General features: G+C 68.6%; 23 protein-coding genes, 1 pseudogene and 1 riboswitch. Of the genes and pseudogenes, 17 read left to right on the top strand and 7 right to left on the bottom strand.

Going from position 1 to position 26,697, the window contains the following annotated elements:
- Positions 1–42 precede the first annotated feature (42 nt).
- The 7 genes and pseudogenes from AB5J62_RS12130 (at position 43) to AB5J62_RS12160 (ending at position 7,575) form a co-directional block, all read left to right on the top strand.
- Positions 43–759: pseudogene (locus tag AB5J62_RS12130) on the top strand (ArsR/SmtB family transcription factor).
- A gap of 127 nt (positions 760–886) precedes the next feature.
- Positions 887–2,365, top strand: coding sequence for a potassium/proton antiporter (locus AB5J62_RS12135; protein ID WP_370948304.1), 1,479 nt, complete (start codon positions 887–889; stop codon positions 2,363–2,365).
- A gap of 330 nt (positions 2,366–2,695) precedes the next feature.
- Positions 2,696–3,361: a M23 family metallopeptidase gene (locus AB5J62_RS12140; protein WP_370948305.1), complete on the top strand. Its 666-nt coding sequence runs from the start codon at positions 2,696–2,698 to the stop codon at positions 3,359–3,361.
- 142 nt (positions 3,362–3,503) lie between these two features.
- Positions 3,504–3,618: riboswitch (SAM riboswitch) on the top strand.
- 34 nt (positions 3,619–3,652) lie between these two features.
- Entirely contained in the window at positions 3,653–4,984 is a 1,332-nt protein-coding gene (locus AB5J62_RS12145; RefSeq protein WP_370948306.1) for an aminotransferase class V-fold PLP-dependent enzyme, read from the top strand.
- A gap of 457 nt (positions 4,985–5,441) precedes the next feature.
- Positions 5,442–6,047 carry a hypothetical protein gene (locus tag AB5J62_RS12150; protein WP_370948307.1) on the top strand — a complete coding sequence of 202 codons (606 nt, stop codon included), beginning with the start codon at positions 5,442–5,444 and terminating at the stop codon, positions 6,045–6,047.
- Positions 6,048–6,061: 14 nt separating this feature from the next.
- The gene (gene lspA / locus AB5J62_RS12155; protein ID WP_370948308.1) at positions 6,062–6,652 is read left to right on the top strand and encodes a signal peptidase II; all 591 of its coding nucleotides are present in this window, start codon (positions 6,062–6,064) and stop codon (positions 6,650–6,652) included.
- A complete protein-coding gene (locus AB5J62_RS12160) occupies positions 6,649–7,575 on the top strand; it encodes an RluA family pseudouridine synthase (protein WP_370948309.1) in 927 nt (308 codons plus the stop codon). Before lspA ends, AB5J62_RS12160 begins: the two co-directional genes overlap by 4 nt.
- On the opposite strand, the gene AB5J62_RS12165 is transcribed toward AB5J62_RS12160, so the two are convergent.
- Positions 7,572–8,540: an AsnC family protein gene (locus tag AB5J62_RS12165; RefSeq protein ID WP_370948310.1), complete on the bottom strand. Its 969-nt coding sequence runs from the start codon at positions 8,538–8,540 to the stop codon at positions 7,572–7,574. The genes AB5J62_RS12160 and AB5J62_RS12165 overlap by 4 nt on opposite strands.
- A gap of 35 nt (positions 8,541–8,575) precedes the next feature.
- Here AB5J62_RS12165 and AB5J62_RS12170 point away from each other — a divergent pair, with 35 nt between their 5' ends.
- The 6 genes from AB5J62_RS12170 to AB5J62_RS12195 all read left to right on the top strand — a co-directional run bounded on the left by AB5J62_RS12170 (position 8,576) and on the right by AB5J62_RS12195 (position 17,554).
- Entirely contained in the window at positions 8,576–10,207 is a 1,632-nt protein-coding gene (locus tag AB5J62_RS12170) for a DUF885 family protein (protein WP_370948311.1), read from the top strand.
- Complete coding sequence (locus AB5J62_RS12175) at positions 10,204–11,853, top strand: DUF885 family protein (protein ID WP_370948312.1); 1,650 nt, start codon at positions 10,204–10,206, stop codon at positions 11,851–11,853. The genes AB5J62_RS12170 and AB5J62_RS12175 overlap by 4 nt, the downstream gene beginning before the upstream one ends.
- The gene (locus AB5J62_RS12180) at positions 11,850–13,481 is read left to right on the top strand and encodes a DUF885 family protein (RefSeq protein ID WP_370948313.1); all 1,632 of its coding nucleotides are present in this window, start codon (positions 11,850–11,852) and stop codon (positions 13,479–13,481) included. The genes AB5J62_RS12175 and AB5J62_RS12180 overlap by 4 nt, the downstream gene beginning before the upstream one ends.
- Positions 13,478–14,704, top strand: a complete 1,227-nt coding sequence (gene fahA / locus AB5J62_RS12185) for a fumarylacetoacetase (protein WP_370948314.1) — start codon at positions 13,478–13,480, stop codon at positions 14,702–14,704. Before AB5J62_RS12180 ends, fahA begins: the two co-directional genes overlap by 4 nt.
- Positions 14,704–15,741 (top strand): LLM class F420-dependent oxidoreductase, encoded by a 1,038-nt coding sequence (locus AB5J62_RS12190; protein ID WP_370948315.1) that lies wholly within the window; start codon positions 14,704–14,706, stop codon positions 15,739–15,741. Before fahA ends, AB5J62_RS12190 begins: the two co-directional genes overlap by 1 nt.
- Before the next feature lie 208 nt (positions 15,742–15,949).
- On the top strand, positions 15,950–17,554 hold the full coding sequence (locus AB5J62_RS12195; protein ID WP_370946284.1) for a transposase: 1,605 nt from the start codon (positions 15,950–15,952) through the stop codon (positions 17,552–17,554).
- Between the two features lie 233 nt (positions 17,555–17,787).
- On the opposite strand, the gene AB5J62_RS12200 is transcribed toward AB5J62_RS12195, so the two are convergent.
- Positions 17,788–18,375, bottom strand: a complete 588-nt coding sequence (locus AB5J62_RS12200; RefSeq protein WP_370948316.1) for a class F sortase — start codon at positions 18,373–18,375, stop codon at positions 17,788–17,790.
- Positions 18,376–18,591: 216 nt separating this feature from the next.
- On the opposite strand from AB5J62_RS12200, the gene AB5J62_RS12205 reads away from it, so the two are divergent.
- Positions 18,592–19,539 (top strand): Ppx/GppA phosphatase family protein, encoded by a 948-nt coding sequence (locus tag AB5J62_RS12205; protein ID WP_370948317.1) that lies wholly within the window; start codon positions 18,592–18,594, stop codon positions 19,537–19,539.
- A gap of 174 nt (positions 19,540–19,713) precedes the next feature.
- A complete protein-coding gene (locus tag AB5J62_RS12210; protein ID WP_370948318.1) occupies positions 19,714–19,878 on the top strand; it encodes a hypothetical protein in 165 nt (54 codons plus the stop codon).
- Here AB5J62_RS12210 and AB5J62_RS12215 read toward each other — a convergent pair.
- The 3 genes from AB5J62_RS12215 to AB5J62_RS12225 are packed head-to-tail and all read right to left on the bottom strand — an operon-like array spanning position 19,871 to position 22,223.
- Positions 19,871–21,013 carry a methyltransferase domain-containing protein gene (locus AB5J62_RS12215; protein ID WP_370948319.1) on the bottom strand — a complete coding sequence of 381 codons (1,143 nt, stop codon included), beginning with the start codon at positions 21,011–21,013 and terminating at the stop codon, positions 19,871–19,873. The genes AB5J62_RS12210 and AB5J62_RS12215 overlap by 8 nt on opposite strands.
- Positions 21,010–21,963 (bottom strand): ATP-grasp ribosomal peptide maturase, encoded by a 954-nt coding sequence (gene tgmB, locus AB5J62_RS12220; RefSeq protein ID WP_370948320.1) that lies wholly within the window; start codon positions 21,961–21,963, stop codon positions 21,010–21,012. The genes AB5J62_RS12215 and tgmB overlap by 4 nt, the downstream gene beginning before the upstream one ends.
- Entirely contained in the window at positions 21,963–22,223 is a 261-nt protein-coding gene (locus AB5J62_RS12225) for a hypothetical protein (RefSeq protein ID WP_370948321.1), read from the bottom strand. The genes tgmB and AB5J62_RS12225 overlap by 1 nt, the downstream gene beginning before the upstream one ends.
- Before the next feature lie 103 nt (positions 22,224–22,326).
- Here AB5J62_RS12225 and AB5J62_RS12230 point away from each other — a divergent pair, with 103 nt between their 5' ends.
- Both AB5J62_RS12230 and AB5J62_RS12235 read left to right on the top strand, forming a co-directional pair.
- Positions 22,327–22,860, top strand: a complete 534-nt coding sequence (locus tag AB5J62_RS12230) for a GntR family transcriptional regulator (RefSeq protein WP_370948322.1) — start codon at positions 22,327–22,329, stop codon at positions 22,858–22,860.
- Positions 22,861–22,893: 33 nt separating this feature from the next.
- Positions 22,894–23,607 (top strand): GntR family transcriptional regulator, encoded by a 714-nt coding sequence (locus AB5J62_RS12235; RefSeq protein WP_370948323.1) that lies wholly within the window; start codon positions 22,894–22,896, stop codon positions 23,605–23,607.
- On the opposite strand, the gene AB5J62_RS12240 is transcribed toward AB5J62_RS12235, so the two are convergent.
- Entirely contained in the window at positions 23,604–25,943 is a 2,340-nt protein-coding gene (locus AB5J62_RS12240) for a glycoside hydrolase family 65 protein (protein ID WP_370948324.1), read from the bottom strand. The two genes, AB5J62_RS12235 and AB5J62_RS12240, sit on opposite strands and share 4 nt — an antisense overlap.
- Complete coding sequence (locus tag AB5J62_RS12245) at positions 25,940–26,668, bottom strand: HAD family hydrolase (protein ID WP_370948325.1); 729 nt, start codon at positions 26,666–26,668, stop codon at positions 25,940–25,942. Before AB5J62_RS12245 ends, AB5J62_RS12240 begins: the two co-directional genes overlap by 4 nt.
- Between the last annotated feature and the right edge of the window lie 29 nt (positions 26,669–26,697).

The raw sequence follows: 26,697 nt of genomic DNA on the forward strand, positions 1-26,697 counted from the left end.
GTATCGGCCGCGGCCGAGGTGTTCCTGACCTACCGTGGGCTGATGGAGACGATCGCGCTGGCCGAGGTGGCCGCGGTGCTGGCCGACCCGAGCCGGGCGGCGATGTGCCTGGCATTGCTCGACGGCAGGGCCTGGACGGTCGGTGAGCTCGCGGCGGCGGCGAAGATCGCGCCGTCGACCGCGAGCGAGCACGTCACGCGGCTGCGCGAGGCGGGGTTCGTCGGGAGCGTCAAGCAGGGGCGGCACAGTTACGTCCGCATCGACGACCCGCGGGTGGCCCAGCTCATCGAGAGCCTCGCGCAGCACGCCGACCAGCGCCCGGCCATCGGGCTGCGCACGTCCACGCGCGTGCGGAAGCTGGAATTCGCGCGTACCTGTTACGACCATTTGGCCGGGAAGCTCGGCGTGGCACTGCGGGACGGGATGATCGCGGCAGGGCTGCTGGAGGTCTCGTCGGGGCTGTCGCTGACTTCGCGGGGCCGGTCCGTCCTTGATGGACTCGGCGTGGTGATCGAGTAGGCTCCGCGCCGCCCGCTGCTGCGCGAGTGTCTGGATTGGACAGAGCGCCGCGAGCACCTGGCCGGTGTGCTGCCCGCGGCTCTGCTGCGCCGCGCGGTGGACGCCGAATGGCTCAGTCGTGACCCTTCACGGGCTATTCGGATACTCCCCGCGGCGCAGGAGCCTTTCGCCCTGTTAGGTGTGGACAGCTCCGCCTTCATCCCGCCCCGCTCAACGGAACTCGTCGGTACCCGCCGATAAGCTGGATACCGGGGGCCGGAGGCCGTAGCACAGCGGAAAACCCCGTTCCTCCGGTGCTCCACGATCGAGTGAATGGTGTGGCTTCTCTATTCTGATAGCCCACGGGGCGACCGGGATGGAGGCACGCATGGAGCAACTCCCGATCGTGCTGGGCACCGGCGGCGTCGTGCTGCTGTCCGCCGTGATCGCCGTCCGCGTCTCGATCCGCCTCGGCCTGCCCTCGCTGCTGCTGTACTTGGCGATCGGTGTCCTCATCGGCGAAGCCGGGTTCGGCGTCGAGTTCGACAACCCGGGGCTGACCCAGTCGCTGGGACTGGCCGCACTGGTCATGATCCTCACCGAAGGCGGGCTCACCACCCGCTGGAGCGCGGTGAAACCGGGGCTGGGCACCGGAATCGCACTGTCCACAGTGGGCGTCGGGGTCAGCATCGCGATCACCGGCTCCGCGCTGCACTGGCTGCTCGGCCTCGACTGGCGGATGGCGCTGCTCTGGGGCGCGGTGCTCGCGTCCACCGACTCGGCCGCGGTGTTCTCGGTGCTGCGCACCATCGGCGTCGGCAAACGGCTGGTCGGCACGCTCGAACTCGAATCCGGCATCAACGACGCGCCTGCGTACATCGCGGTCGTGGTGCTCGCCGAAGCCACCGTGGTCGACTGGACGCTGCCGCTGCTCGTCGTCTACGAACTCGCGCTGGGCCTGGGGCTCGGCCTGCTCTTCGGCTGGGCGGGCGCCCAGGCGCTGCGCCGGGCCGCGCTGCCGGCGACCGGCCTGTATCCGCTGGCCACGGTCGCGGTGTGCGTGCTCGCGTACTCGAGCGGTCAGCTCGCGCACGCGTCCGGGCTGCTGGCCACCTACGTCGCGGGCGTCGTGCTCGGCAACTCCCGGCTGCCGCACCGCTCGGACACGCTCTCGTTCGCCGAAGGTCTCGGCTGGCTCGCGCAGATCGGGCTGTTCGTGCTGCTCGGGCTGTTCGCGTCGCCGACCAGGCTGCTCGACGCGATCGTGCCGGGTCTCATCGCGGGCGCGGTGGTGCTGGTGCTGTCGAGGCCGATCTCGGTGCTGATCGCCGCGCTGCCGTTCAAGGTGCCGTGGCGCGAACAGACCTTTCTCGCCTGGGCGGGGCTCCGCGGCGCGGTGCCGATCGTGCTCGCGATGATCCCGCTCTCCGAAGGCGTCCCCGGCGCGCAACGCCTGGTCGACGCCGTGTTCGTGCTGGTCATCGTGCTGACCCTGCTGCAGGGCGCGACGCTCGCCCCGCTGGCGCGCAAGCTCGGCCTCGACGCGGGCGGCGAGGCCAAGGAGATCGAGGTCGACTCGGCGCCGCTGGACGAGCTCGGCGCCGAACTGCTGCAGGTCCGCATCCAGGCGGGCTCCAAGATGCACGGCGTCTACCTGACCGAGCTCCGGCTCCCTGAGGGTTCGACCATCAGCCTGGTGGTCCGCGACGGCAACGGCTTCACTCCGCAGAAGACCACCCGTTTGCAGGAACAAGACCAGTTACTCGTTGTCACCACCGCTGCCGCTCGCGACGCCGCTGAGCGCCGCCTGCGCGCGGTCGACCGCGCCGGCCGCCTCGCTCGGTGGCGCGGGGAGTCCGGCCACTAGAAAACGGCCACTTCGGCCGCGTTCGCACGCGAAGCGCAAGCACTCATGCGCGGAGAGCAAAGCCTCTGCGGCTGAGTTTTTGCAGCTCAGGTATGTGTGAGTGCTCACCCCGTAAACATCTGACCTTTTTGCGGCGCGAGCTGCGGGAATGTCTCGATCAGGACTCGTGCCGGTGTCGCCGAGGACTCGGGCTCGTCTCGTAAATGTCTCGAAAAGTAGCCGAAAGACTATTCACTTCAAGATCACCATGCCTTACCTTGCGTTCATTCGTGTTAGTCCGTTTGGGGGAGTGAGTCCAGAAAAGGAGGACGCAGAGTGACGAAGGTTCGCATGCGTCTTGGCGTTGTCTCCGCCGCGGCCGTACTCGCGGGTGTGCTGGTCGGGCTGCCGACCGCCGCGAACGCCGAGACGTTCCCGGCGTTCGCGCTGCCGTTCCAGACGGGCCAGCAGGTCTACTCGGCCGGTATCCACTCCGACGACGGGAACTCGGGCGTGAAGAACGCCATCGACTTCTCGCCGTACGACAAGACCGTGCGCGCGCCGCTGCCCGGCACCGTCGCGATCCAGCACTGCTCCGGCGGCGACTGGGTGACCATCGACCACGGCAACGGCTGGCGCACCGGGTACTACCACATGGAGAACATCGCGGTCACCGACGGCCAGGCGGTCGCGGCGGGCACGGTCCTCGGCAAGACCGGGAACGCGTTGCCCTGCGGTGGATCCTCGACCGGCGCGCACGTCCACTTCACGCTCTGGGCTCTCCAGGAAAGCGCTTCCAAGATGCGCGCGGACCGCGTCGCGGCCGGCAATTGGAGCGGCATGTCGTACGAGCAGGTGTCGGCCGAGGTCGCCGAGGCGTACGGCGAGCCCGTCGACGGCAAGACCTTCGGCGGCTACAAGTTCACCGAAGGCGCCGAGCAGTACGGCGGCACCGCGACCCGCCTGCGCGACAACGCCGCCACCCAGCTACCGGGCCGTTTCCGCCTGGACCGTTGAGCCCCACGCGATAAAGCCCGCTTTACTCCCGGGGATAAAGCCCGCTAAATCCCCGGGAGTAAAGCGGGCTAAATCACGGTCGTTCCAGGATTTGGGACAGGGGCTCGCGTTGCCGGCGGATCTTGGGGTACTGTCCGGAACAGGTCACGAGTGCCAGCGTTCAGCCCCGGCTTGCTGGCCGGCAACCCTCCAACCGCGGTGGGGTGCCCCGGGTGAGGACCAGGCCTGTCGCAGACGGCGACGGGCAAGCGCGGGCCCTCATGCGATGCGGGTCCCTGACCCGGAGGCGTCATGACACTCGCACTCGATCGCACGGAAACCGTTGTTACGCAGGACATCCCGGCCGTCGCAGGCGCCGACCTCCGCGTGCCGCTGGTGACCGGCGAGACCATCGGCTACGCCAACCTCGACCACGCGGCCAGCGCGCCCTGTCTCAGCGCGGTCCGCGACGCCGTCGACGAGTTCCTGCCCTGGTACGCGAGCGTGCACCGCGGCGCGGGCTTCGCTTCGCAGGTCTCCACCAAGCTTTACGAGCGCACGCGCGGCATCCTGCGCGAGTTCGTCGACGCCCGCGCCACCGACACCGTGGTGTTCACCCGCAACACCACCGATTCCTTCAATCTGCTGGCCCGCAGCCTGCCCAAGGGCACCTCGGTCGTGGTGTTCGACACCGAGCACCACGCGGCCCTGTTGCCTTGGCGTGGCCCGAATGTCCGCCGGATCCAGACCCCGCGCACCAGGCTGGCGGCAGTGTCCGCTGTGGACAGTGCGCTCGCCGGGTGTCCCGAGGGACCGCGCCTGGTCGTGCTCACCGGCGCGTCCAACGTGACCGGCGAACTGTTGCCCATCAAGGAGATCGCGGCCGTCGCCCGCCGGCATGGCGCCCGTATCGCACTCGACGCGGCCCAGCTTTCCCCGCACCGCAAGATCTCCGTGCGCGAACTCGACGTCGACTACGTGGCCTTCTCCGGCCACAAGCTCTACGCCCCGTTCGGCGCCGGCGCGCTGATCGGCCGCGCCGACTGGCTGCGCGCGGCCCAGCCGTACCTCGCGGGCGGCGGCGCGACCAAGGTCGTCACCGGCGACGCGGTCGTCTGGAACAACGGCCCCGAGCGCCACGAGGCCGGTTCCCCCAACACTGTCGGCGTGTACGCGCTCGGCGTCGCCTGCCAGACGCTTTCGAAGCAGTGGGACGAGGTCGTCGAGCACGAAACCGTGCTGCTGGAGCGCCTGCGCAAGGGCCTCGCCGCGGTACCCGGCCTCACCGAGCTGAGCCTGTTCGACGCGCCGGTCGACCGGGTCGGCACGCTCAGCTTCGTGCTCGACGGCTTCGAGCCCGGCTGGGTCGCCGCGGTCCTCTCGGCCGAGTACGGCATCGGCGTCCGCGACGGCGCCTTCTGCGCCCACATCGCGACCAAGCGCCTGATCGGCGAGGCGGGCGCGACGGGCCAGCAGGCGCTGCGGGTCAGCCTCGGCCTCGGCACCACCGACGAGCACATCGACCGCCTTCTGCTCGCGCTCCGGCAGATCGTCGCCAGGGGAGCGCGCTGGACCTACGCCAAGGTCGACGGCCGCTGGGCGCCCGCCGACGACCCCCGCGAACTCCCTGAGTTCCTGCGCTGAGTGGGTCGTGAGTGTTTAGGCCGGTTAGAACCGGCCGTACCACTCACGACCCCTGGCGCTCGGGGACCTTGGTTCCCGTACGCGAGTTTGCGCTTGGCGTACGCGAGTTTGCCGTTCGCTGGATGGGGTCGTGCGCGTTGCGGGCGGTTCTATTGAGCGGAAGGTCGAAGGTGGCGTGTCTGGTTGCTCGGCTGCGGCCGGGGGTGGCTGTGTGGGAGATGCGTCGTTGAACGACGCAAAACCCGCACGGTCAACCTGCTTGTCCAGTGCCTGAGGGTCGTTTAGGGCAGGGTGAGTGCGGTTTGCGGCGTTGGACGACGCAAACCGCACTCACCTACGCCACGACCCTGCCGCGGACGGGGCAGCCGAAGAAGGGGTCGTGAGTGTTTTCGCCGGTTAGAACCGGCCGTATCGCTCACGACCCCTGGCGCTCACGGGCCTTGGCTAAACTCGGGCTATGGGGAGTCGGTATTGGTTTCCGCTGGCGTTGCTCGGGTTCGCGCAGATCGGCATGGCCGCGCTAGCCACTGTCTCCGCGGGCTGGTTCGACTCTTCCCCGTACGGCTACACCGACCAGGCGTCGGGGCACTTCGGGTACTCGAAGGTGTTCATGTCCAGCGAAGCGTACGAAGCGCAGCTGAACTTCTCGTTCGACCGCGATGTGACCAGGCTTTGGCCGTACCTCATGGCGGTCGTCCTGGTGGCCACCGTGACCTGGTACGCGGTCAAGGCGAGGCGGGCGGGTGCGCCTTATCCGCTGCCGCGGACGCTGGGGGTCGCGTTCGGCGGGGTCGTGGCCATCGCGGTGGTCGAATTCGTCTCGTATGCCGGGTTCGGGTTGTCGGCGCAGCTGCGTGATCCGGTGATCGTCACCGCCGGGCTGCTGGTGCTGGTCTGGCTGGAGCGGAGCGTGCTGCTCGGGGTCGTCGCCGGGTTGTTCCTGCTCACGGCGTTGCTGCTGACGCCGGGGCAGGCGGGGTTGCTGATTCCGGCCGCCGTGGTGCTCGCCGGGGCGTTCGTGGCGCTCGCGAAGCGGGGCATACCGGGGCCCGCGGGCACCTAGTGGACAATGGGCAGGTGAGCACCGAGCCCGAATCGCAGCCAGACACCGTTCCCGACGAGCAGCCGGAGGCTCCTCCGCTGCCGAAGCGGCGGATCGTGCTGGTCTTCGCGGTCGCCTTGGTGGCGTTCGCCGCCGACCTGATCAGCAAGATCGTCGTGGTGTCCACTTTGGAGGGCAAGGAGCCGGTCAAGGTTCTCGGCGGGCTGCTGTACTTCCAGCTGGTGCGGAACCCGGGCGCGGCGTTTTCGCTGGCCACGGGCATGACGTGGATCTTGGCCATCGTGGCGCTCGGTGTGGTCGTCGCGATCATCTGGCTCGCCAGGCGGCTGCGGTCGGTCGGCTGGGCGATCGGGCTGGGGCTGGTGCTCGCCGGCGCCTTCGGGAACCTGGTGGACCGGATCTTCCGCGCGCCGTCGCCGTTCCAGGGGCATGTCGTCGACTTCATCTCGGCGTTCGCGCCGGACGGGCGCGGGTTCGCGGTGTTCAACGTCGCCGACTCGTGCATCTGCGTCGGCGGTGCGCTGATCGTGCTGATGTCGCTGCTCGGCAAGGACTACGACGGAACGTCCACAAAGGACACCAAGAACAAGAAGGAAGCCAAGTGAGCGCGCGCATGCTGCCCATTCCCGACGGGCTCGACGGGATGCGGGTCGACGCCGGGCTCGCGAAGATGCTCGGCCTGTCCAGGACCGTCATCGCCGAGCTCGCCGAGGCCGGTGAGGTGCTGGTCGACGGCCGCACCGCGGGCAAGTCGGACAAGCTCGTGGCCGGTGGCCTGGTCGAGGTCACCCTGCCCGACCCGCGCAACAAGCTCGAAGTCGTCGCCGAGCCCGTCGAGGGCATGGAGATCCTGCATGACGATGACGACATCGTGGTCATCTCGAAGCCGGTCGGCGTCGCCGTGCACCCCAGCCCCGGCTGGACCGGCCCGACCGTGATCGGCGGCCTCGCCGCCGCCGGCCTGCGGATTTCGACCTCCGGCGCCGAGGAGCGCCAAGGCGTGGTCCACCGGCTCGACGCGGGCACGACCGGGGTCATGGTCGTCGCGAAGAGCGAGCACGCGTACACCGTGCTCAAGCGCGCCTTCAAGGAGCGCACGGTCGACAAGGGCTACCACGCGATCGTCCAGGGTCACCCGGACCCGACGCGCGGCACGATCGACGCGCCGATCGACCGGCACCCCAAGCACGACTACAAGTTCGCCGTCGTGCAGGGCGGCCGCGAGAGCGTCACGCACTACGAGGTCGTCGAGGCGTTCCGCGCGGCCTCGCTGGCCCAGATCAAGCTGGAGACCGGCCGCACGCACCAGATCCGCGTGCACTTCTCGGCGATGCGGCACCCGTGCGTCGGTGACCTGACCTACGGCGCGGACCCGGCGCTCGCGCGCAAGCTCGGCCTGTCCAGGCAGTGGCTGCACGCCAAGACGCTCGCGTTCGCGCACCCGTCGGACGGCCGCTGGGTCGAGTTCGAGTCGGAGTACCCGGACGACCTCGCCAAGGCGCTCAAGATCCTCCGCGCCGAGAACTAGTCGTCGATCGACCAGGTCAGCGTGCGCTCGTCCGGCTCCGGCCGCGGGCTCCAGCGCACGCTGACCACCCTGGTCGCGTCCGGCAGCACGTAGACGGTGTGCCCGCCGAGGGTTTCCCCCGGCGGCACGCCGATCTTGTGCGGCGGCCGCGAGGTCAGCGAGACCGGCGCCTTGCCGATGGTCTTGCCCTCGGCGGTGAGCAGCTCCAGGTAGTTGTCCGGCAGCGAGGCGAACGGGATGCCGCCGCGGTTGGTGATCTCCGTGTGGACCACCACCGCGCGCTCACCGTCGTCGAGCCGGTAGCCGGCCGCGCTGAACAGGAAGTCGGCCGGGTCCTGCACCTCCAGCAGCTGGATGGTGAGCTGCTCGCCCTCCAGGCCCTGGGTCTCCATCACCTCGCCGATGCGGCCGCGCTTGCCGTTGCCGGGTTTCGGCGCGGACGACGGCTCGTCGCCGCGTGCCCACGACGCGCTCTGCGGCGGGCCCCAGGTGCTCAGCACCGGGTCGGGCGGAGGCGGCGGGGCGAACTGACGCTGAGGCGGGGGCGGCTGGGGAGGTGCCTGCCGAGGCGGCGGCCCCTGGTAGCGCCCGGACGGGGTGCCCTGCACGTTGTACATCCCGGACGGCGTGCCCTGGACGTTGTACGGGCCGGACGGCGTCCCTTGCGCGGGTGGCCGGTTCTGCGGGATGCCCTGCTGGGCGCCGTAAACACCCGATGGGGTGCCCTGGACGGGATGCTGGGGCGGCGCTGGGTGCTGGACCTGCTGCAGTGCCGCGCGCAGTCCGTTCGAGTCGCTTTCGACACCGACGAGCAGCGGCAAACCACTGCCGGACAACGCCACCAGCCGGTACGCGACCTCGCGGGGGTCCATCCCGACCTTCGCGGCGAGTTCGTGCACGGCCGCCTTGCCCGTCTCCGCCAGCGCGGCGAGGATTCGGGCATCCTGAGGATCGGTCACAGCCACTCGCCGAACGCTACCGCACGGTTAGGGTGGCCATCATGAGTGATGTCGCGGCGCTCGCCGACGAGTTCGTGGAAGCCTTGTTCGACCAGAGCCCGCTCTGGCCTGCCCTGCTCGGGATGCCGTCCACGCGCCAGGGACTCGGCGACGTCAGCGCCGAAGCCGATCAAGCCTTCCGCGCGACGCTCGCATCGTTCGTCGAGCGGGCGAAGGCACTCGAGCCGTCGGTCACCCGCGAGGTGCTGATCGCGCAGGCCGAGGGCAAGATCAAGCTGGTCGACGCGCGGGTCGACGAGTTCACCATCAGTGACATCTTCGTCGCGCCCGCGTCGGGGCTGCTCGCCACGCTGCCGATGGTCGCCGTCGGCGACGCCGAGCAGGCCGAGTCTCAGCTCGCCAGGCTCGCCGCCGTTCCCAAGTACCTCGACCAGGTGGCGCGGCGGCACCGCGAGGGTGTCGCCGACGGGCTCGTGCCGGTCGCGCACCTCGTCGAAGCCGCGATCGCCCATCTCGACCGGTACCTGGCCGAGCCGGACGCCGACCCGCTGCTGCGCCAGCCCGCGCCGGACGAGGACTTCGCGCACCGCCGCGCCGACCTGCTCGCCAACGTCGTGCGGCCCGCGTTCGCCGCGTATCGCGAGGTGCTCGCCACCGAGATCGCCCCGCACGGCCGTCCAGCCGACAAGCCGGGCGTCTGCTGGCTGCCCGACGGCGAGCGGATCTACGCGCTGCTCGCGTCGCACCACACGACCACCGACCGCAAACCGCAGGAGCTGCACGACACCGGGCTCGCGCTGATCGCGAAGCTGAACGAGGAGTACCGCGAACTGGGGCAGCGGGTGTTCGGCACGGACAACCTGCCCGAGATCTTCGAGCGGCTGCGCAACGACCCGGCGCTGCGCTGGACCGGCGCGGAAGAGATGCTGGAGAGCGCGCGTGCGGCGATCGGCCGCGCGGAAGCCGAAGCCCCGAAGTGGTTCGGCCGCATCCCGCCGCAGCCATGGGTGGTCGAGCCGGTCCCCGCGGAGGCGGCGCCCGGCGCGCCTGCGGCGTACTACATGCCACCGGCGCTCGACGGATCCCGGCCAGGCACCTTCTTCACCAACACCTACAACGCCACCGAACGGCAGCGCCACACCGCCGAGGCGACCGCGTACCACGAGGCCATCCCCGGTCACCACTTCCAGCTGAGCACCGCGATGGGCCTCGACGAGCTGCCGTTGCTGCGCAGGCTCGGCGATTTCAACGCCTACATCGAAGGCTGGGGCCTCTACAGCGAGCGCCTCGCGTTCGAAATGGGGCTTTATTCGGATGACATCGCGCTGCTCGGCATGCTCACCTTGGACTCGATGCGCGCGGGGAGGCTGGTCGTGGACACGGGGTTGCACGCGCTCGGCTGGAGCCGTCAGGAGGCGATCGACTACCTGGTCGCGAACACGCCGATGGCCAAGGGCGAGATCGAGGCCGAGATCGACCGCTACATCGTCTATCCAGGCCAGGCGCTGTCGTACATGGTGGGGCGCCTCGAAATCCAGCGCATCAGGGCCGAGGCCGAAGCGGTCTTGGGGGAACGGTTCGACATCAAGGCGTTTCACGATCTGGTGCTCGGCGGCGGCGCGCTGCCGCTTTCGGTACTGGACGCCGTCGTCACGGAATGGGCACGAGCATGATCAACGATCTCGCGGACGAATTCACCGAAATCCGGTTCACCGCGGACCCGCTGTGGCGGTCCGTGCTGGGGTTGCCGGGTGACGAGGACAAACTGCCGGACATGAGCGTCGAGGGGGAGCGGCGCACGCACGCGGCGCTCACCGACCTCATCGCCCGCACCGAAGCGGTCGACCCGGCCACGCTGACGCCGACCGAAGCGGTCACCCGCGAGGTGATCATCCAGCAGGCTCAGAGCATGATCGACCTGTACGACTCGCGGGTCCAGGACTTCTCGGTGAGCGACGCGTTCGCCGCGCCGGTGCAGTTCCTGCTGCTGGTCATGCCGAGCCTCACGCTGAACAGCGAAGAGAAGGCGCGTGGCTACCTGGCCAGGCTCGCCGCCATCGCGTCCTATGTGGACACGATGATCGAGCGGCAGCGCGCCGCGCTCGACGATCACCTGGCGCCGGCGAAGTTCCTGGTCGAGATCGGCATCGAGTACTTCGACCGGTACCTGGCCGACCCGGAGACGGACCAGCTGCGGATCGAGCCGACGGTCGAGGTCGACGGGTTCGTCGAGGAGCGCGACCGGCTGCTCGCCGAGGTCGTCTACCCGGCTTTCGCGCGCTATCGCGACTTCCTGGCCGTCGGCGTGCTCGCGCGTGCCGTGCCGGACGACGAGCCTGGCCTGTGCTGGCTGCCGGGCGGCGCGGAGAAGTACGCCAAGCTCATCCGCGTGCACACCACCACGGCCGCCTCGGCGCAGCAGCTGCACGACCTCGGGCTGCGCGTGATCGAAGGCCTGGAGAGCGAATACCGCGAGCTGGGCAAGCGCGTGTTCGACACCGAGGACCTGGCGGAGATCTTCGAGCGCCTGCGCACCGACCCGGCACTGCGCTGGAATTCGGGCGAAGAGCTGCTCGACGCCGCGCGCGAGGCGATCACGCGTGCCGAAGCCGTCGCGCCGCAGTGGTTCAACTCGGTGCCGGAAAAGCAGTGCCAGGTCGCCGCCGTGCCGATGTCGGACGCCGAGAGCGGCACGATCGCGTACTACCTGGAGCCCGCGCTCGACGGCTCGCGTGAGGGCGTCTACTACGCGAACACCTTCGGCGCGCAGGAACGCCCGCGGCACACCGCCGAGGCCATCGCGTTCCACGAAGCCGTTCCAGGGCACCATTTCCAGATCGTCACCGCGCAGGGTTTGACCGACTTGCCGTTCCTGCGCCGCAACGCCGACATCAACGCCTACGCCGAAGGCTGGGGCCTCTACGCGGAGCGTCTCGCCGACGAGATGGGCCTGTATTCCGGGGATCTGGCCAGACTCGGCATGCTCACCCAGGATTCGATGCGCGCGGGCAGGCTGGTGGTCGACACCGGCATGCACGCGCTCGGCTGGAGCCGCCGCCAGGCCGTCGACTTCCTGCGTGACAACACGCCGATGGCGCAGCTGGAGATCGAGAAGGAGATCGACCGGTACGCGGGCAATCCCGCGCAGGCGCTGTCGTACATGGTGGGGCGCCTGGAGATCCAGCGCATCCGCGCGGAGGCCGAGAAGGCGCTCGGGGACCGGTTCGACATCAAGGAGTTCCACGATGTCGTGCTGAACGCGGGCGCGCTGCCGATGTCGGTGCTGGACGGAGTGGTCAAGGCTTGGGCTTCGGCATGATCGAAGCGCTCGCCGACGAGCTGATCGAGATCAGGTTCGCCGTCGACCCGCTGTGGCCGTCGCTGCTCGGGCTGCCCGTCGACCATGGCAAGCTGCCCGACCCGACGGTGGCGGGTGAACGACCAATCCGCGCCGCGCTCGCCGACGTCATCGCCCGCGCCGAAGCGGCCGTGACCACGGACACGGTGACGCGCGATGTCATCGTCCAGCAAGCGAAGAGCATGCTCGACGTCTTGGACTCGCGGCTGCCGGATTACACGGTCAGCGACGCGTTCAGCGCGCCGGTGCAGCGGTTGTTGCTGTTGCTGCCGTCTCTTTCGCTGACAGATGAGGAAAAGTCACAAGGCTTCCTGACCAGGCTGGCGGCCATCGGGTCCTATGTGGATGGTGTGATCGAGCGGCAGCGTGCGGCGCTCGGCGAGGGCTTCGCGCCCGTGAACTTCCTGGTCGACATGGGAGTCGACTTCTTCGAGCGTTATCTCGCGTCGCCGGAGTCCGATCCGCTGCTGGTCGATCCCGGCTTCGACGGTTTCGTGGCCGAGCGCGACCGATTGCTCGCCGAAGTCGTGCACCCGGCTTTCACACGATACAAGGATTTCCTCGCACTCGAAGTGAAACCGCGGGCTCGGCCGGACACCCGGCCAGGGTTGTCCTGGCTGCCTGGCGGGGCCGAGAAGTACGCGAAGCTGATCCGGGTGCACACCACGGTCTCGATGTCCGCCGAGGAGCTGCACGAACTCGGACTGAGCGTGCTCGCCGGGCTGAAGGCCGAATACCGTGAGCTTGGCGAACGTGTCTTCGGGCTCACCGATCTCGCGGAGATCTTCGAGCGGCTGCGCACCGATCCGGCGTTGCGCTGGAACTCTGGCGAGGAGCTGCTGGATTCCGCTCGCGCCGCTATCGCCCGCGCGGAAACGGTCGCACCGCGGTGGTTCAACTCGGTTCCCCCGACGAAGTGTCTCGTCGACGCCATCCCGGCCGCGCAGGCCGACGGCGGCACGATGGGCTACTACATCGAACGCGCGCTCGACGGCTCTCGTGAGGGCACTTACTTCGCGAACACCTTCGACGCGCACGAGCGGCCGCGGCACGTTTCCGAGGCGATCGCGTTCCACGAAGCCGTTCCGGGGCACCATTTCCAGATCGAACTCGCGCAGGAACTGACCGAGCTGCCGCTGCTGCGCCGCATCGCCGAGGTCAACTCCTACTCCGAAGGCTGGGGGCTCTACGCCGAGCGTCTCGCCGACGAGATGGGGCTGTACTCCGGCGACGTGGCCAAGTTCGGCATGCTGCTCCAGGACTCGCTGCGCGCGGGCAGGCTGGTCGTCGACACCGGCATGCACGCGCTCGGCTGGAGCCGCGCGCAGGCGGTGGGATTCCTGCGGGACAGCACGCCGATGACTCCGCTGGAGATCGAGGCCGAGGTCGACCGGTACGCGGGCTGGCCCGCGCAGGCGCTGTCGTACATGGTGGGGCGCCTGGAGATCCAGCGCATGCGTGCCGAGGCCGAGAAGGCGCTCGGGGACCGGTTCGACATCAAGGCGTTCCATGACGTCGTGCTCGGCAGCGGGGTCCTTCCGCTGCCGGTGCTCGCGAAACTCGTCGAAGATTGGGTGGCGGCTCAGTGACTTGGTTGGACCTGCCGGAAGACACGGCTTTCGGCCTCGCGAACCTGCCCTATGGCGTGTTCTCGCGGTCAGGCCAGGAGCCCCGCGTCGGTATCGCGGTCGGCTCGTTCGTGCTCGACGCCGGCACGCTGGCCGAGGCGGCGGGTGCGGCGTTCGCGCCCGTCCTCTGGGGACCGTCGCTCAACCCGTTCCTCGCCGCAGGCCGGGAAACCTGGTCGCTGGTAAGGGAAAAGGTCACCGAGTGGCTCACGGACGCGGCGCACCGCGAACTCGTCACGCCGCATCTGCTGCCGCTGGCCGAAGTCCGGCTGCACCTGCCGTTCGAGGTCGCGGACTACGTCGACTTCTATTCGAACGAGCATCACGCGGTCAACGCGGGCAAGATCTTCCGGGTCGCGGGCACCGACACCGACGCGCTGACGCCGAACTGGAAGCACCTGCCGATCGCGTACCACGGGCGCGCCGGGACCGTGGTCGCGTCCGGCACGCCGATCGTGCGGCCGAGCGGGCAGCGCAAGCCACGCAACGAGGAAACGCCGACCTACGGCCCGTCGCTGCGGCTCGACATCGAGGCGGAGGTCGGGTTCGTCGTCGGCACCCCGTCGGCGCTGGGCGAGCAGGTCCGCGCCGACGCGTTCGAGGACCACGTCTTCGGCGTCTGCCTGGTCAACGACTGGTCCGCGCGCGACATCCAGGCGTGGGAGTACCAGCCGCTCGGCCCGTTCCTCGGCAAGTCGTTCGCGACGTCCGTGTCACCGTGGATCGTGCCGCTCGAAGCGCTTCGGCACGCGCGCGTCGCGGCGCCGCCGCAGGATCCCGAGCCGTTGCCGTACCTGCGCTGTGACGCCGATTGGGGCCTTGACCTCGGGCTGGAGATCCGGCTCAACGGGCACGTCGTCGCGCGGCCGCCGTTCGCGACGCAGTACTGGACGGCGCCGCAGCAGCTGGCGCATCTGACGGTCAACGGCGCGAGCCTGCGCACCGGCGACCTGTTCGCGTCGGGCACCGTCAGCGGGCCGGAGAAGGAGCAGCGCGGCTCGCTGCTGGAGCTCAGCTGGGGCGGGCGTGAACCGTTCGACTTGCCAGATGGGTCACAGCGCACTTTCCTCGAAGACGGCGACGAGGTGATCATTACCGCGACCGCACCGGGCCCCGACGGCGCCAGGATCGGTTTCGGCGAGGTGGCGGGGCGCGTGGTCCCGGCCGTGACGGAGGAGAAGTAATGCGGATCGGTACCGCGATCAGCTACTCGGGCGGCTTCGCCGAGAGCGTCGAGGACATCGTCGAGCTGGAGAAGGCCGGGCTCGACATCGTGTTCGTGCCGGAGGCCTACTCGTTCGACGCGGTCAGCCAGCTCGGGTACCTGGCGGCGAAGACGTCCACCGTCGAAATCGCCTCCGGCATCTTCCAGATCTACACGCGCACGCCGACACTGACCGCGATGACCGCCGCCGGCCTCGACTTCGTGTCGAACGGCCGGTTCACACTCGGCCTCGGCGCGTCCGGCCCCCAGGTCATCGAGGGCTTCCACGGCGTGAAGTACGACGCGCCGCTCGGCCGCACCCGCGAGCTGATCGACATCTGCCGTCAGGTGTGGCGCCGCGAGAAGGTCGTCCACGACGGCAAGTACTACAAGATCCCACTGCCCGCCGAGGAGGGCACGGGCCTCGGCAAGCCGCTGAAGCTGATCAATCACCCGGTGCGCCAACGGATCCCCATCCTGCTGGCCGCGCTCGGCCCGAAGAACGTCGCGCTGACCGCCGAGGTCGCGGAAGGCTGGGAGCCGATCTTCTTCCACCCCGAGAAGGCGGCCGGCGTCTGGGGCGCGTCACTGGCCGAGGGCAAGGCCAAGCGGGACCCGTCGCTCGGCGAACTCGACACGGTCGTCGGCACGGCGCTCGCGATCGGCGACGAAGTTGACGGACTACTTGATCATCTTCGCCCGTATTTGGCGCTCTACATCGGCGGGATGGGCGCGCGCGGCAAGAACTTCTACAACACGCTCGCCTGCCAGTACGGCTACGAAGCCGAGGCCAAGGAGATCCAGGACCTGTACCTGGACGGCAAGAAGGACGAGGCCGCCGCGGCCGTCCCGGTCGAGCTGCTGCGCGCGATCTCGCTCGTCGGGCCCGCGGGGTACGTGAAGGAGCGCGTCGCCGCGTTCCGCGAGGCGGGCGCGACCACGCTGGTGGTCAACCCGCTGCTGCCGGGCCGCGAGGCCCGCGTCGACGCCGTGACCCGCCTGCGCGACCTGCTCTAGCTCGTGAGGGTGTGAGCGTTGTGGGGTGACGGGGGTCGTGAGCGTTGCGGGCGGTTAGAACCGTCCGCAACGCTCACGACCCACATACGGTGGACAAGTAGGTTGACTGAGTGGGATTTGCGGCGTTGAAGAGCCTGTTGCTTTTTGAACTGGCTCGACATGGCTTGATGATCTTGTTGCACGTGTGGCAACTTGGGATAATTGTTGTGTGGCAAGGGATTATCGGCCGGTTGATCGTGAGCAGGAGTTTCTGTTGCCGCCGTCGATGGCGGACTGGTTGCCGGATGATCATCTGGTGTGGTTCGTGATCGCGGTGGTGGGGCGGCTGGACACGTCGGCGTTTCACGCGACGGCGAAGCGTGGTGGGGTCGGGCGGCGTGGGTATGACCCGGAGATGCTGCTGACGTTGTTCGTGTATGCGATGGCGCATGGGGTGTCCTCGTCGCGGCGGATCGAGCGGTTGTGCCTGACCGATGTGGCGTTCCGGATCATCTGCGCGCAGGACATCCCGGATCACACGGTGCTGGCCCGGTTCCGCCAGCGTCACGAGGCGGCGCTGACGGATCTGCTGACCGAGTCGCTGGTGCTGGCCGCCGAACTGGGGATGGTGTCGCTGGGGGTGGTCGCGTTCGACGGCACCAAGATCGCCGCCAACGCGAGTAAGGACGCCAACCGCACCGAGGCTCACCTGCGGAAACTGGCCGAGAAGTTCGTTGAGGAGACCGCGCAGACCGACGCGGCCGACGACGCCCGCTTCGGCGCCGACCGGCGCGGCGACGAACCACCACCGGACCTGCGTGACCGCACCCGTCGCGGTGAACGGATCACGGCCGCGCTGGAGCAGATCCAGTCCCGTCGCGACGCGGCCGAGCAGGCCGGCGAGGGGCGGGCTGAGATCGCGCGGGCCTATGACGCCGCGGTCGCCGCCGGCCTCACCCGTGGCGGGGCCCCGCCGCGAGGCGCGGACCGGGTCGCGGTGGCCCGAGCACGCCTGGACCGGGAGCGAGCCACAGCGGTGTCCCGCTGGGAGGCCTGGCACGCCCAGATGCGATCCGGCGGCGGGCGCCGCCCGTCGGGGAAAGCAGCGGTGCCGCCGGAGGATCACAGCAGGGTCCGGCGGGCCCGCGCCGCCTATGAGGCCGCGCTCTCCCGCGCTGAACAGGCCGCCGCCACCGCGAAATCCCAGACGCAGACCGACAAGTTCGTGGCGAACACGACCGACCCGCAATCACGGCTGCTCAAGACCCGCAACGGCTGGGTCCAGGGCTACAACTGCCAGACCGCGGTCAGCGACGACGAATTCCTCGTGTCCGCCCGCGCCACCCAGGACACCAACGACCTCGACCAGTTCGTGCCCACCGCCGATGATGTCCTCGCCACCGCCGGGAAGCTGGCCCGGCGCACCGGCCGCGGTGACCTCACCGTCGGCGTGATGATCGGCGACGCCGGCTACGACTCGACCGCCAACCTTGAGACCGCGGGCCCGGACCGTCTCATCGCCGATGCCAAAGGCCGCACCGTGAACACTCGAGCCGCCACCGACCCGGCCACCGGCGACCCACCCAAGAACGCCACCGCGCGGGAGAAGATGAACCACCGGCTACGCACCGCAGAAGGCGTGACCCTCTACCGACGACGCGGCGCGATGATCGAAGCACCCAACGCCTGGCTCAAAGACCGCCGCGGGCTCACCCGCTTCGCCCGCCGAGGACTCACCGCCGCCCAAGCCGAACTCTCCCTCGCCGCCGCAGTCACCAACCTGCTCAAACTCTGGACCAAGGGCATCACCACCGCCCAGATCCGCACCACCTGAACCCCACCCCGGCCCGGCCCGGCGGCCAAGCCAGAGACCGGACGATGCCGAAGACACCACAACAGCAAAAAGCAACAGGCTCTGAACGACGCATTTCGTACTCAGCCAACCTGCTCGCGGTGAGGGCCTCCCTCACCCAAGCCGGGCCACGCGCGTGCGGGCGAGCCTGCTGTGCGGGGGTCGTGAGTGTTTTCGCCGGTTAGAACCGGCCGTACCACTCGCGAGTCCTTGGTCTAGGAAGCGCGGGTCAGCTTCGCGCTGACCACGACCAGCGGCGAGTAGTCGCCGTGCATGTCGAAGTCGTCGGGGGAGGTCGTCAGCCGCAGTTCCGGGCTTTCGGTCTCCTTCGGCGGATCGAATGGGCCAGGGTTGTCCACCCGGTACGCGGTGAACACCGCGCGCTTGCCGTCCTCGCGGGTCACGGTGATGGTGTCGCCGGTCTTGAGCTCTTTCAGCCGCTTGAACGGCCCTGTCTCGTAACCGAACCCGGAATGACCGGTGATGACGGCGGTACCGGCCTGACCCGGGGTGGGTGAAGACGCTTTCCAGCCCAGCGAACCGACCGTGCCGGGCACCTCCTGCTTGCCGCCCGGCGTGACGCGGAGCGAGAAAACGGCCTGGTTGAGCACCCCGATCGCCGGAATGTCGATCGCGAGCGGCCGCGATTCGGCCAGCACGAGCGCGTCACCGGCTCCTGTGGGCGTGCCCGTGGGCGAAGTCACCAGGTCGATGCAGGCAAGGACGCCACCCAGCGCGACAGTCACCGCCGCCGCCGTGGCGAACAGGCTGCCGAGACCGCATTTCCTTCTGGATTCAGACACTCGCACCCGCTTCACCCGCATGTCGTACACCGGCCAAATCGTCACGGGACAGGCGTTCCGTTACCGTATTCCCTGGTGCGAACGCGGACCTCACCCGTTCGGGTTACCGGATCGTGACCTGAGCCGGATATTTGTGGGTATCCATGTGAGAGGGTTGCTTGTGACCCTCCGTGGTTCGCGACTACTGGGGGTCACGGGTTAGGAAAGAGGTGCTCGATGCGGCGTGCTGTCGCTGACATGGTGGGGGTGCTGGACGTCGGATCGTTCAGCGCCCGGCTCGTGGTGCTCCCGAGGGGTGGGTCGCCGCTCGAGCCGATGCTGACCCACCAGACCCGGCTGCGCCTCGACCGCGACCTCGACGCCGAAGGCAAACTCAGACCCAGGGGCATCGCGGCCATCTCGGCGGCCGTCTGCGCCGCGGCCAAGGTCGCGGAGAAGAACGACGTCCCCGAGGTCTACTCCTTCGCCACGTCGTCCATCCGCGACGCCGTCAACGCCGAAGAAGTCGTCGCCGAAGTGGCCAAGCAGACCGGCGTCCGCCTCCGTTTTCTTTCCGGCAGAAGGGAAGCCGAGCTCACCTACGTGGCGGCCCGCCGCTGGTACGGCGCCTGCTCCGGCCCGCTGCTCGTCTTGGACATCGGCGGCGGAACCGTCGAACTCGCGGCAGGACAAGGAGAACAGGCCTCCTTCGCCCGTTCACTCCCGCTCGGCGCCCGCTCGATGACCCGCGATTGGCTGCCCCACGAGATCGCCACCCCCAAGCGCATCGCCGCACTGCGCGAGCACGCCTTGGCCGAGGTCCGCGCGGCCCTCGACGACGTGTCCCTCAAGGAATACCGCGCCGTCGGTTGTTCGAAGGTGCTGAACCAGCTCGCCCGCCTCGCGGGCGCGCGGCCCGGCCGTGGCCAGGAACTGGCACTGGACGACCTCCGCAAGTGGATCCCGCGCCTCGCCGTGCTTCCACCGGCCCGCCGCGCCGAGCTTCCCGGCATCACCCGGCAGCGCGCGCACCAGGCGTTGGCCGGCGCGATCATCGCCGAAGTGCTGCTGACGGTCTCGGCGGGGCGAATCTCGGTCTGCCCATGGTCCACCCGTGAAGGCTTGTTATTGGGCATGCTGGACGGAGTACGTCCGGAACGGCTGGGAAAGCTCCAAGCTGCTTAAGGTCGTGTTTATTGGATCGGGTACGCGATAGCCGCGCCCAGGTCGTCCCTGGCGGCACCGCGGCATCACCCGAGTACAACCCGGTACGAGGGCGATGCCACGGCACCGCCAGGAACAACCTGGATCACGGCTCTCACGCACCAGATCCAAGAAACACGACCTAAGGTGGTTGTCATGCGCGAACACGAATCCCGCAAGCAGGACGAAGACGAAGAGCTGCCGCCGCTACACACGCCGCCGCTCAACACCGAGGTCCCCTCGGTACCGAACCGCGATGTAGGCACCGGTGGCACCAAAGAGGTCGACGACCCGCCCAACACCGACGACGTGCCTAACTAGCGCTCAGCACCCAGTTTTGCCGCGCGGCGGGGGAATCGAGCCAGACCGTGTTCCGCCCATCGGCGTCGACTGTCAGCCCGAGACGCGGCCAGCCGGGGTGGTCTGCGGCTGTCCACAGTCGGTGGGCCCGCTCGACCGGTAGCCACAGCGAGCTGGGCCCCGCTTCGGTCACCGTCCGGTCGGCGAGGTCGACGCGCGCCCACGACCCGTCCGCCGAGGTTATGGTGGCCGCGTAGGGCCGTCTCTCCGGGCTGAGCAGAGTGCCGAATGTGATGTCCCGCGGGAGGCCGCTGAGCTGAGCGAGGAACCACAGCACCGGCTCTGCCCAAGGAAGCGTCGGGGCCTCGGTCGTGAAACGTCGTTCGCCGGGTGCATCGTCGGCTCGGGGTATCGCGACGGCGTCGTCGTCGTTGTGCCGCATCGCCATGAATGACGCGAACCTCGCCACGAATCGGCCCTCGGCCCTGCCCGCGCCTTGACGGTGGAGGTGTACGAGGTTTCCCGCACCGGTGGCACGTTTGAGATCCACGAGAATGCTTGCGTGGTCGGTGAGTTGGTCTAGCCAAGCCTTGGGTACGGCGGGCACGGAGCAAGTCGCGAGAATGTGGTCGTACGGCGCGTGCTGGGCCAGTCCGAGTCCGCCGTCGACGGCGGCGAGGGTCGGGCGATAGCCGGCGTCGCTCAGGTTCTTCCGGGCAAGTTCGACGAGCCGCGCGTCGATGTCCACGGAGAAGACGTTGCCGTCGCCGAGGCGATGACTCAGCAGAGCGGCGTTGTAACCGGTGCCGGTACCGATTTCCAGCACTCGATGCCCGTCGTGAATGTCGAGGTTTTCGAGCATCCGTGCCATCAGTTCGGGATTCGTGCTCGATGACGCGGGTTCCGGGTGACCGCGTCGGTCGTCCAAGGCGGTCACCAAGGTCTTCGGCGCATAGACCCGGTCCCAGTGGGTCTCGGCGTCCCAGTGGATCCAGCGGCTGTCGCTGTCCTGTTCGTACACGCGGTGGATGAAGGAATGCCGAGGCACGGCCGCGAATGCCGCGTGCCATCGCGGTGAGACGATGGCGCCGCGATCCCGCAGCAGGTCGGCGAGGCCGCGCGCGTGCGCGGTCCAGTCGGGCTCGGTGATCGTCACGGCAAGCCTCTCGTGAGGAGGTCGGCGAGTTGGTCTGTCAGTGGTGCTCCGGTCGCGCTCTCGATCCAGCCGTACTGGCCACCGGCGTTGATCTCCAGAAAGGTCCATTCGCCGTGTGGGCCGATCACGAAATCCAAGGCGCCGTACACCAGGCCGAGTTCGGTCATGAGCCTGCGAACGGCTTCCACGACTCCGGTCGGCGCCTCGATCAGCTCGTAGGTGTTGCTGGCATAGCCCGTCCGCCAGTCGACGTGGGCCGCGTCGGTGTGGGCGTGGATCGCGGCCGCCGTGACTTGTGCGCCGATGACGAACAACCGAGCCTCGTGAGACTTGGGGATCCATCGCTGGAATTGGTGCGCGGTCACCGCGACACCGCGTAGATCCGCCAGATCAGCGCCGCTCAGCAAGCGGGTGTGCGCGAATTTCCGCTCACCGTTCTCCACGATGGACACCGCGCCGAGCATCTTGGTCACGATCGGGCCCGCGGAGGCGAACTCGGCCGTGGCATCGGGGCAGTTGGTGATCAGCGTGTCGGCCACGCGCAGTCCGCTTCGTGCCGCGACCGCGAGCTGGTGCGGCTTGTAGGCCGAGCAGGCCAGGCGTGCGGGGTGGTTGACCCACAGCACGGGCAGGGACATCAAGACACCACCGATGCCATATTTGGCCTCTGTCTTCGCGTGTTCCTGTTCGGCGCTGTTCAAACCGCGTGGAAAACAGTACGCCTTGGGTGATCGGTACCAGATCGAATGTATGTCCGCCAGCTCGACGACATGGTGTTCTGTTCGGAGCCGGCCGGACCATCGGCCGTCTCGCAGCCGCGCGGAGATGCTCAGCCGCTCGGGGAACCAGGCTGTGTTCAACCGGTGCACCACGGCTTCGCGGTCCCGTAAAGCAAGGACCATCTTGTCGGCGGTCGCGTCCCGCTCTTCCGCCAAGACGAGTACTGCCATCAGTCGTTGTGGTAGTCCTCCGACGGGTCACCTTCGGAACCGTCCATGCTGCCCGTGGTCTCCGCCGTCGGGTCTCCCCGGCCTGCCACCGATGACACCGGCATCGGGCTCATCCGCAGCAGTCCCCACGGGCGAATCCCGGTGGGCGATGGCTCTTCGGTGGGGCCGGACGTGATCGAGCCACGCGACAGCGGGAACTGCGCGCTGTGAGCGGCCAGCGGGTCGTCCAGAAAGCCTGCGGGGGCATGTGGTGAAGTCATACCGACAACCTTACTGCTATTTCGATAAAGCGGTATAGTTCGTCAGGGTGACGCTCGAAGTCGCTCTTCTACCGTTAAGGTGCCGGTGTGCGAGAGTTGCCCGATGAGCGCTGACGACACCTGGGTCAGTGTGTCCATGCCCTATGTCACCGGTGAAGTCGGCGACGCTTGGGCTGTGGAAGCCGCACAGCACTCCCGCAAAGGCACGCACAAGCTTCTCGGCGTCGCCGAAGAGCCGGCGTCGGCGGAAGTCGCCGAAATGCTGCGTCTGAAACCAGGCGAGAACGTCACTGTGCGGCGGAGGCTGGTACTGCTCGACGATCATCCAGTCGAGCTGGCCGACTCCTACTACCCGAGCGCGATCGCGCAAGGCACGCGGCTCGCCGACGCACGGAAGATCCCCGGTGGCGCTGTCGCGCACCTGGCCGAACTTGGTTACCCGCCGCACCGCCTTCGTGAGGACGTCGGCTCACGGTTGGCCGATGCGCATGAGCGGGCCGCGTTGCGGCTGCCCGATCCGGCCAGTGTGCTGATGCTGTTCCGTGTTCTGCTGACAGCCGATGATCAGCCTGTCGAGGCGAGCATCATGACGATGACAGGGTCCGGTCGCCGACTGCGCTACGAGCTCTCGTTTTGAGCCCGGCCACTTCCCGGAAACGGAGCTTGGGACTTGCCTGATCCGCGCGACACCCGTCCTCGGCATCTCCAGATCGCCGCGGATCTGCGAGCCCAGATCGCCTCGGGAGATCTGCCGCCGCACGCACAGTTGCCTTCGACGGCGCAGCTCATGGCGAGGTACGCGGCGCCGACGAGCACGGTGCAGCGTGCGCTCGCCGCGCTGAAAGGTGAGGGCTACCTCGTCGGCCAGGCGGGCAAAGGTGTCTTCGTCCGCAGTGTCCGCCCGATCGTCATCGACGCCACGGCGTACATCGACCCGGACAGTGGTGACTACCGCTACGAGCTGCTCGAGGTGCGCGAGGTGCTGCCGCCTGCCGACGTGGCGCGAGAACTCCGCCTTGAGGAAGACGCGAGCACCGTTGTCCGGCGTCGCGTCCTTCTCCGTGACGATGTGCCCATCGAGCTGTCCGCTTCGTACTACCCGAGTGCCCTTGCTGCCGGTACCGCCCTGGCCAAGCGCGTGAAGATCCGCGGCGGCGCGCCACGGGCACTCGCGGATCTCGGGTACCCACAGCGGAACTTCACCGACCGTGTCTCGTCGCGGGCACCCACCACAGCCGAGGTCGAAGCCCTTCACCTGCCGATGAGCACTCCGGTCATTCGCCAGCTCCGCGTCATCTACAGCGACAACGCGTACCCGGTGGAAGCCTCGGTGCTGATCAAAGGCGGCCATCTCTACGAGATCGTCTACAACCAGGACATCTAGTGCCGCAAGGGCGCCCGTCCGAACGGCTGCGGTGGCGGGTCGCCCGGCTTGGTCTTCGGGATCGGCAGGTTGACCGGTTCGCCGTCGAGCAGGAACCGCTCGCCGTGGTGGGTGAGTTCGAGCGGCTCGCCGTCCAGCAACAGGTAGGTCGCCTGGCCGTCGTGGATCTCGACGGAGAACCGCGTGCTCCGGAAGCAGACCCGGAACGCGATCTTGGTGAGCTGAGCGGGCAGGCGCGGTGAAAGCGTCAGGTTTCCGCCGTGGTCCCGCAGGCCGCCGAAGCCCGCCACGACGCCGAGCCAAGCTCCGGCCAGCGAGGCCATGTGCAGACCGTTGCGCACGTTGTTGTGCACGTCGTGCAAGTCGGTCAGCGCGGCCTCGGCGAGGTAGTGGAACGCGAGTGAGAGGTGACCGGTCTCCGCGGCGAGTACGGCCTGCGTGCCAGCGGACAGCGATGAGTCGCGGACCGTGCGGGCCTCGTAGTAGGCGAAGTTGCGGGCTTTCTCGTCCGCGGTGAACGAATCGCCGCACATGTGCAGTGCGAGCACGAGGTCGGCCTGCTTGACGACCTGCTTGCGGTACAGGTCGAAATACGGGTAGTTCAACAGCAGCGGGTAGTGCTCGGGCGGGGTCGCGGCGAAGTCCCAGTCCGCGTGGCGGGTGAAGCCCTCGGACTGCGGATGCACGCCGAGTGCTTCGTCGTAGGGGATGACCATCTCGTCGGCCGCGGCGCGCCAGGTGCCGATCTCTTCGCCGTCCACCGCGAAATGCGCGGCCACCTCCGGGTGGCGCTCGCAGGCGGCCGCCGCCGCGCGCAGATTCCGTTGGGCCATCAGGTTCGTGTAGACGTTGTTGTCGGCGACGGCCGAGTACTCGTCGGGGCCGGTCACGCCGTCGATGCGGAATCCGCCGTGACGGTCGTGGTGTCCGAGTGAGAGCCACAGGCGTGCTGTCTCGAGCAGGATTTCAGTGGCGTAGTGGCGGTCGAAATCCTCGTCGCCGGTCGCGTTGAGGTAGCGGATGACCGCGTCGGCGATGTCGGCGCTGACGTGGAAGGCCGCCGTGCCCGCTGGCCAGTACGCCGAACATTCGGCGCCGTCGATGGTGCGCCAGGGGAACGCGGCGCCGCGGAGGCCGAGCTGGACGGCGCGCTCGCGTGCTTTGTCCAATGTGGAGTGACGCCAGCGGAGCGCGTCGCGTACCGCGTCCGGCATCGTGTACGTCAGCACGGGAAGCACGAAGGATTCGGTGTCCCAGAAGGCATGTCCGTCGTAACCGGGGCCGGTGAGGCCCTTGCCGGGTATCGCCCGGCTTTCGCCGCGCGCGCCGGCCTGCAGCAGGTGGAACAACGCGAAGCGCACCGCCTGCTGCAACTGCTGGTCGCCGTCGATCTGGATGTCGGCGGTGGCCCAGAAGTCGTCGAGGAACTCCTTCTGCTCGGCGAGCAGTCCCTTCCAGCCGGTCTGCCGCGCGCCGGCGAGCGCGGCTTCGACCTGCGCGCGGACGGCGGGGATGGAGCGCGTTCCCGACCAGCCGTATGCGATGAACTTGGTGATGGTGAACTTCTCGCCCTGGGGCACGTCGGCGGCGACGGTGAGCCTGGCGAGGTCTTCCTCCGCCTCGATCCGGACGCGCAGCCCGTTGCCGACGTCGAGTTTGTGGTCCATCGCCGCGGCCATCCGCAAGCCGGAGACACGCGTCCGGTGGACGAGGACGGCGTGATAATCCTTGGCGGAGGCCAATTCCGCGACCAACGGTGACTCCAGTGCCGCCGCGACGCGTGGGTCTTTCGTGTCGGACTCGATCGGCTCGTTGGCGAGCAGGTCGGACTGGGCGACGAGCTGGAGTTCGTCGTCGAGCGGTTCGACCTCGTACCTGATCGCCGCCACCGCGCGCTGGGTGAACGACACGAGCCGCTGCGTACGCACGCGGACCCGCCTGCCGGTGGGGGAGGCCCACACGGTCGAGCGGGTCAGCGTTCCGGTGCGGAAGTCCAGCACCCGGTCGTGCTCGATGGCCTCGCCGTAGCGCATGTCGAGTGGTTCGTCCTCGACCAGCAGCCGGATGATCTTGCCGTCGGTCACGTTGACCACGGTCTGCCCCGCCTCGGGGTAGCCGTAGCCGCCCTCCGCGTACGGCAGCGCGTGCTCCTCGTAGAACCCGTTGAGGTAGGTGCCGGGCAGTCCGCGGGGTTCGGCCTCTTCGAGCGTGCCGCGCAGCCCGATGTGGCCGTTGGACAGCGCGAACGTGGATTCCGTCCGCTGCAGCGCGTCGACGTCGAGTCCTCGCCAGCGGAGTTCCCACGGCGAGACTTCGTAGCCGTGTTCCTCGGTCACGCTTCCTCCAGCAGCTCGGCCAGGTCGTCGACCACGACGTCGGCGCCGTGTTCGGTCAATTCCTTCGCCTGGTTCGCCCGGTTCACCCCGACGACGTACCCGAACTCGCCCGCACGGCCCGCTTCGACCCCGGCGAGCGCGTCCTCGAACACGGCGGCGTGCCGCGCTTCGACACCCAGCGCCCGCGCGCCGGCGAGAAACGAGTCGGGCGCGGGTTTGCCGCGGAGGTTCTGCTCGCGCAGTGTGATGCCGTCGATCCTGGCCTGGACGAACGGCGTCAGCCCGGCGGCGTCGAGCACCTTCGCGCCATTGGCCGACGAGGTGACCACGCCGATCTTCAGTCCGTTGTCCCGCGCCGCTTCGAGGTAGCGCCGCGATCCCTCGTACGGCGCGACACCACGGTCTTCGATGATGCGGAGCACGAGTTCGTTCTTGCGATTCCCGAGGCCGTTGACGGTCATGGCGTCGGGCCCGTCGTCGGGCTCGCCCTCGGGCAGGCTGATGGTCCGTGCGGCGAGGAACGAGCGGACGCCGTCGGCGCGCGGCTTGCCGTCCACGTAGGCGGCATAGTCGTGGTCGGTGAACGGCTCGTCCGGTATGCCGTGTTTCACCAGGAACTCGTCGAAGGTCTGCTTCCACGCTTCCTTGTGCAGTGCGGCCGTTCCGGTCAGCACGCCGTCGAGGTCGAACAGCAGTGCGGACACGGCGTCGGGAAGTCCCAGCATGCCTCGACGCTACCGGCTACCGGCGACTC

Source organism: Amycolatopsis sp. cg5 (genome assembly GCF_041346955.1).
Lineage (GTDB): Bacteria > Actinomycetota > Actinomycetes > Mycobacteriales > Pseudonocardiaceae > Amycolatopsis.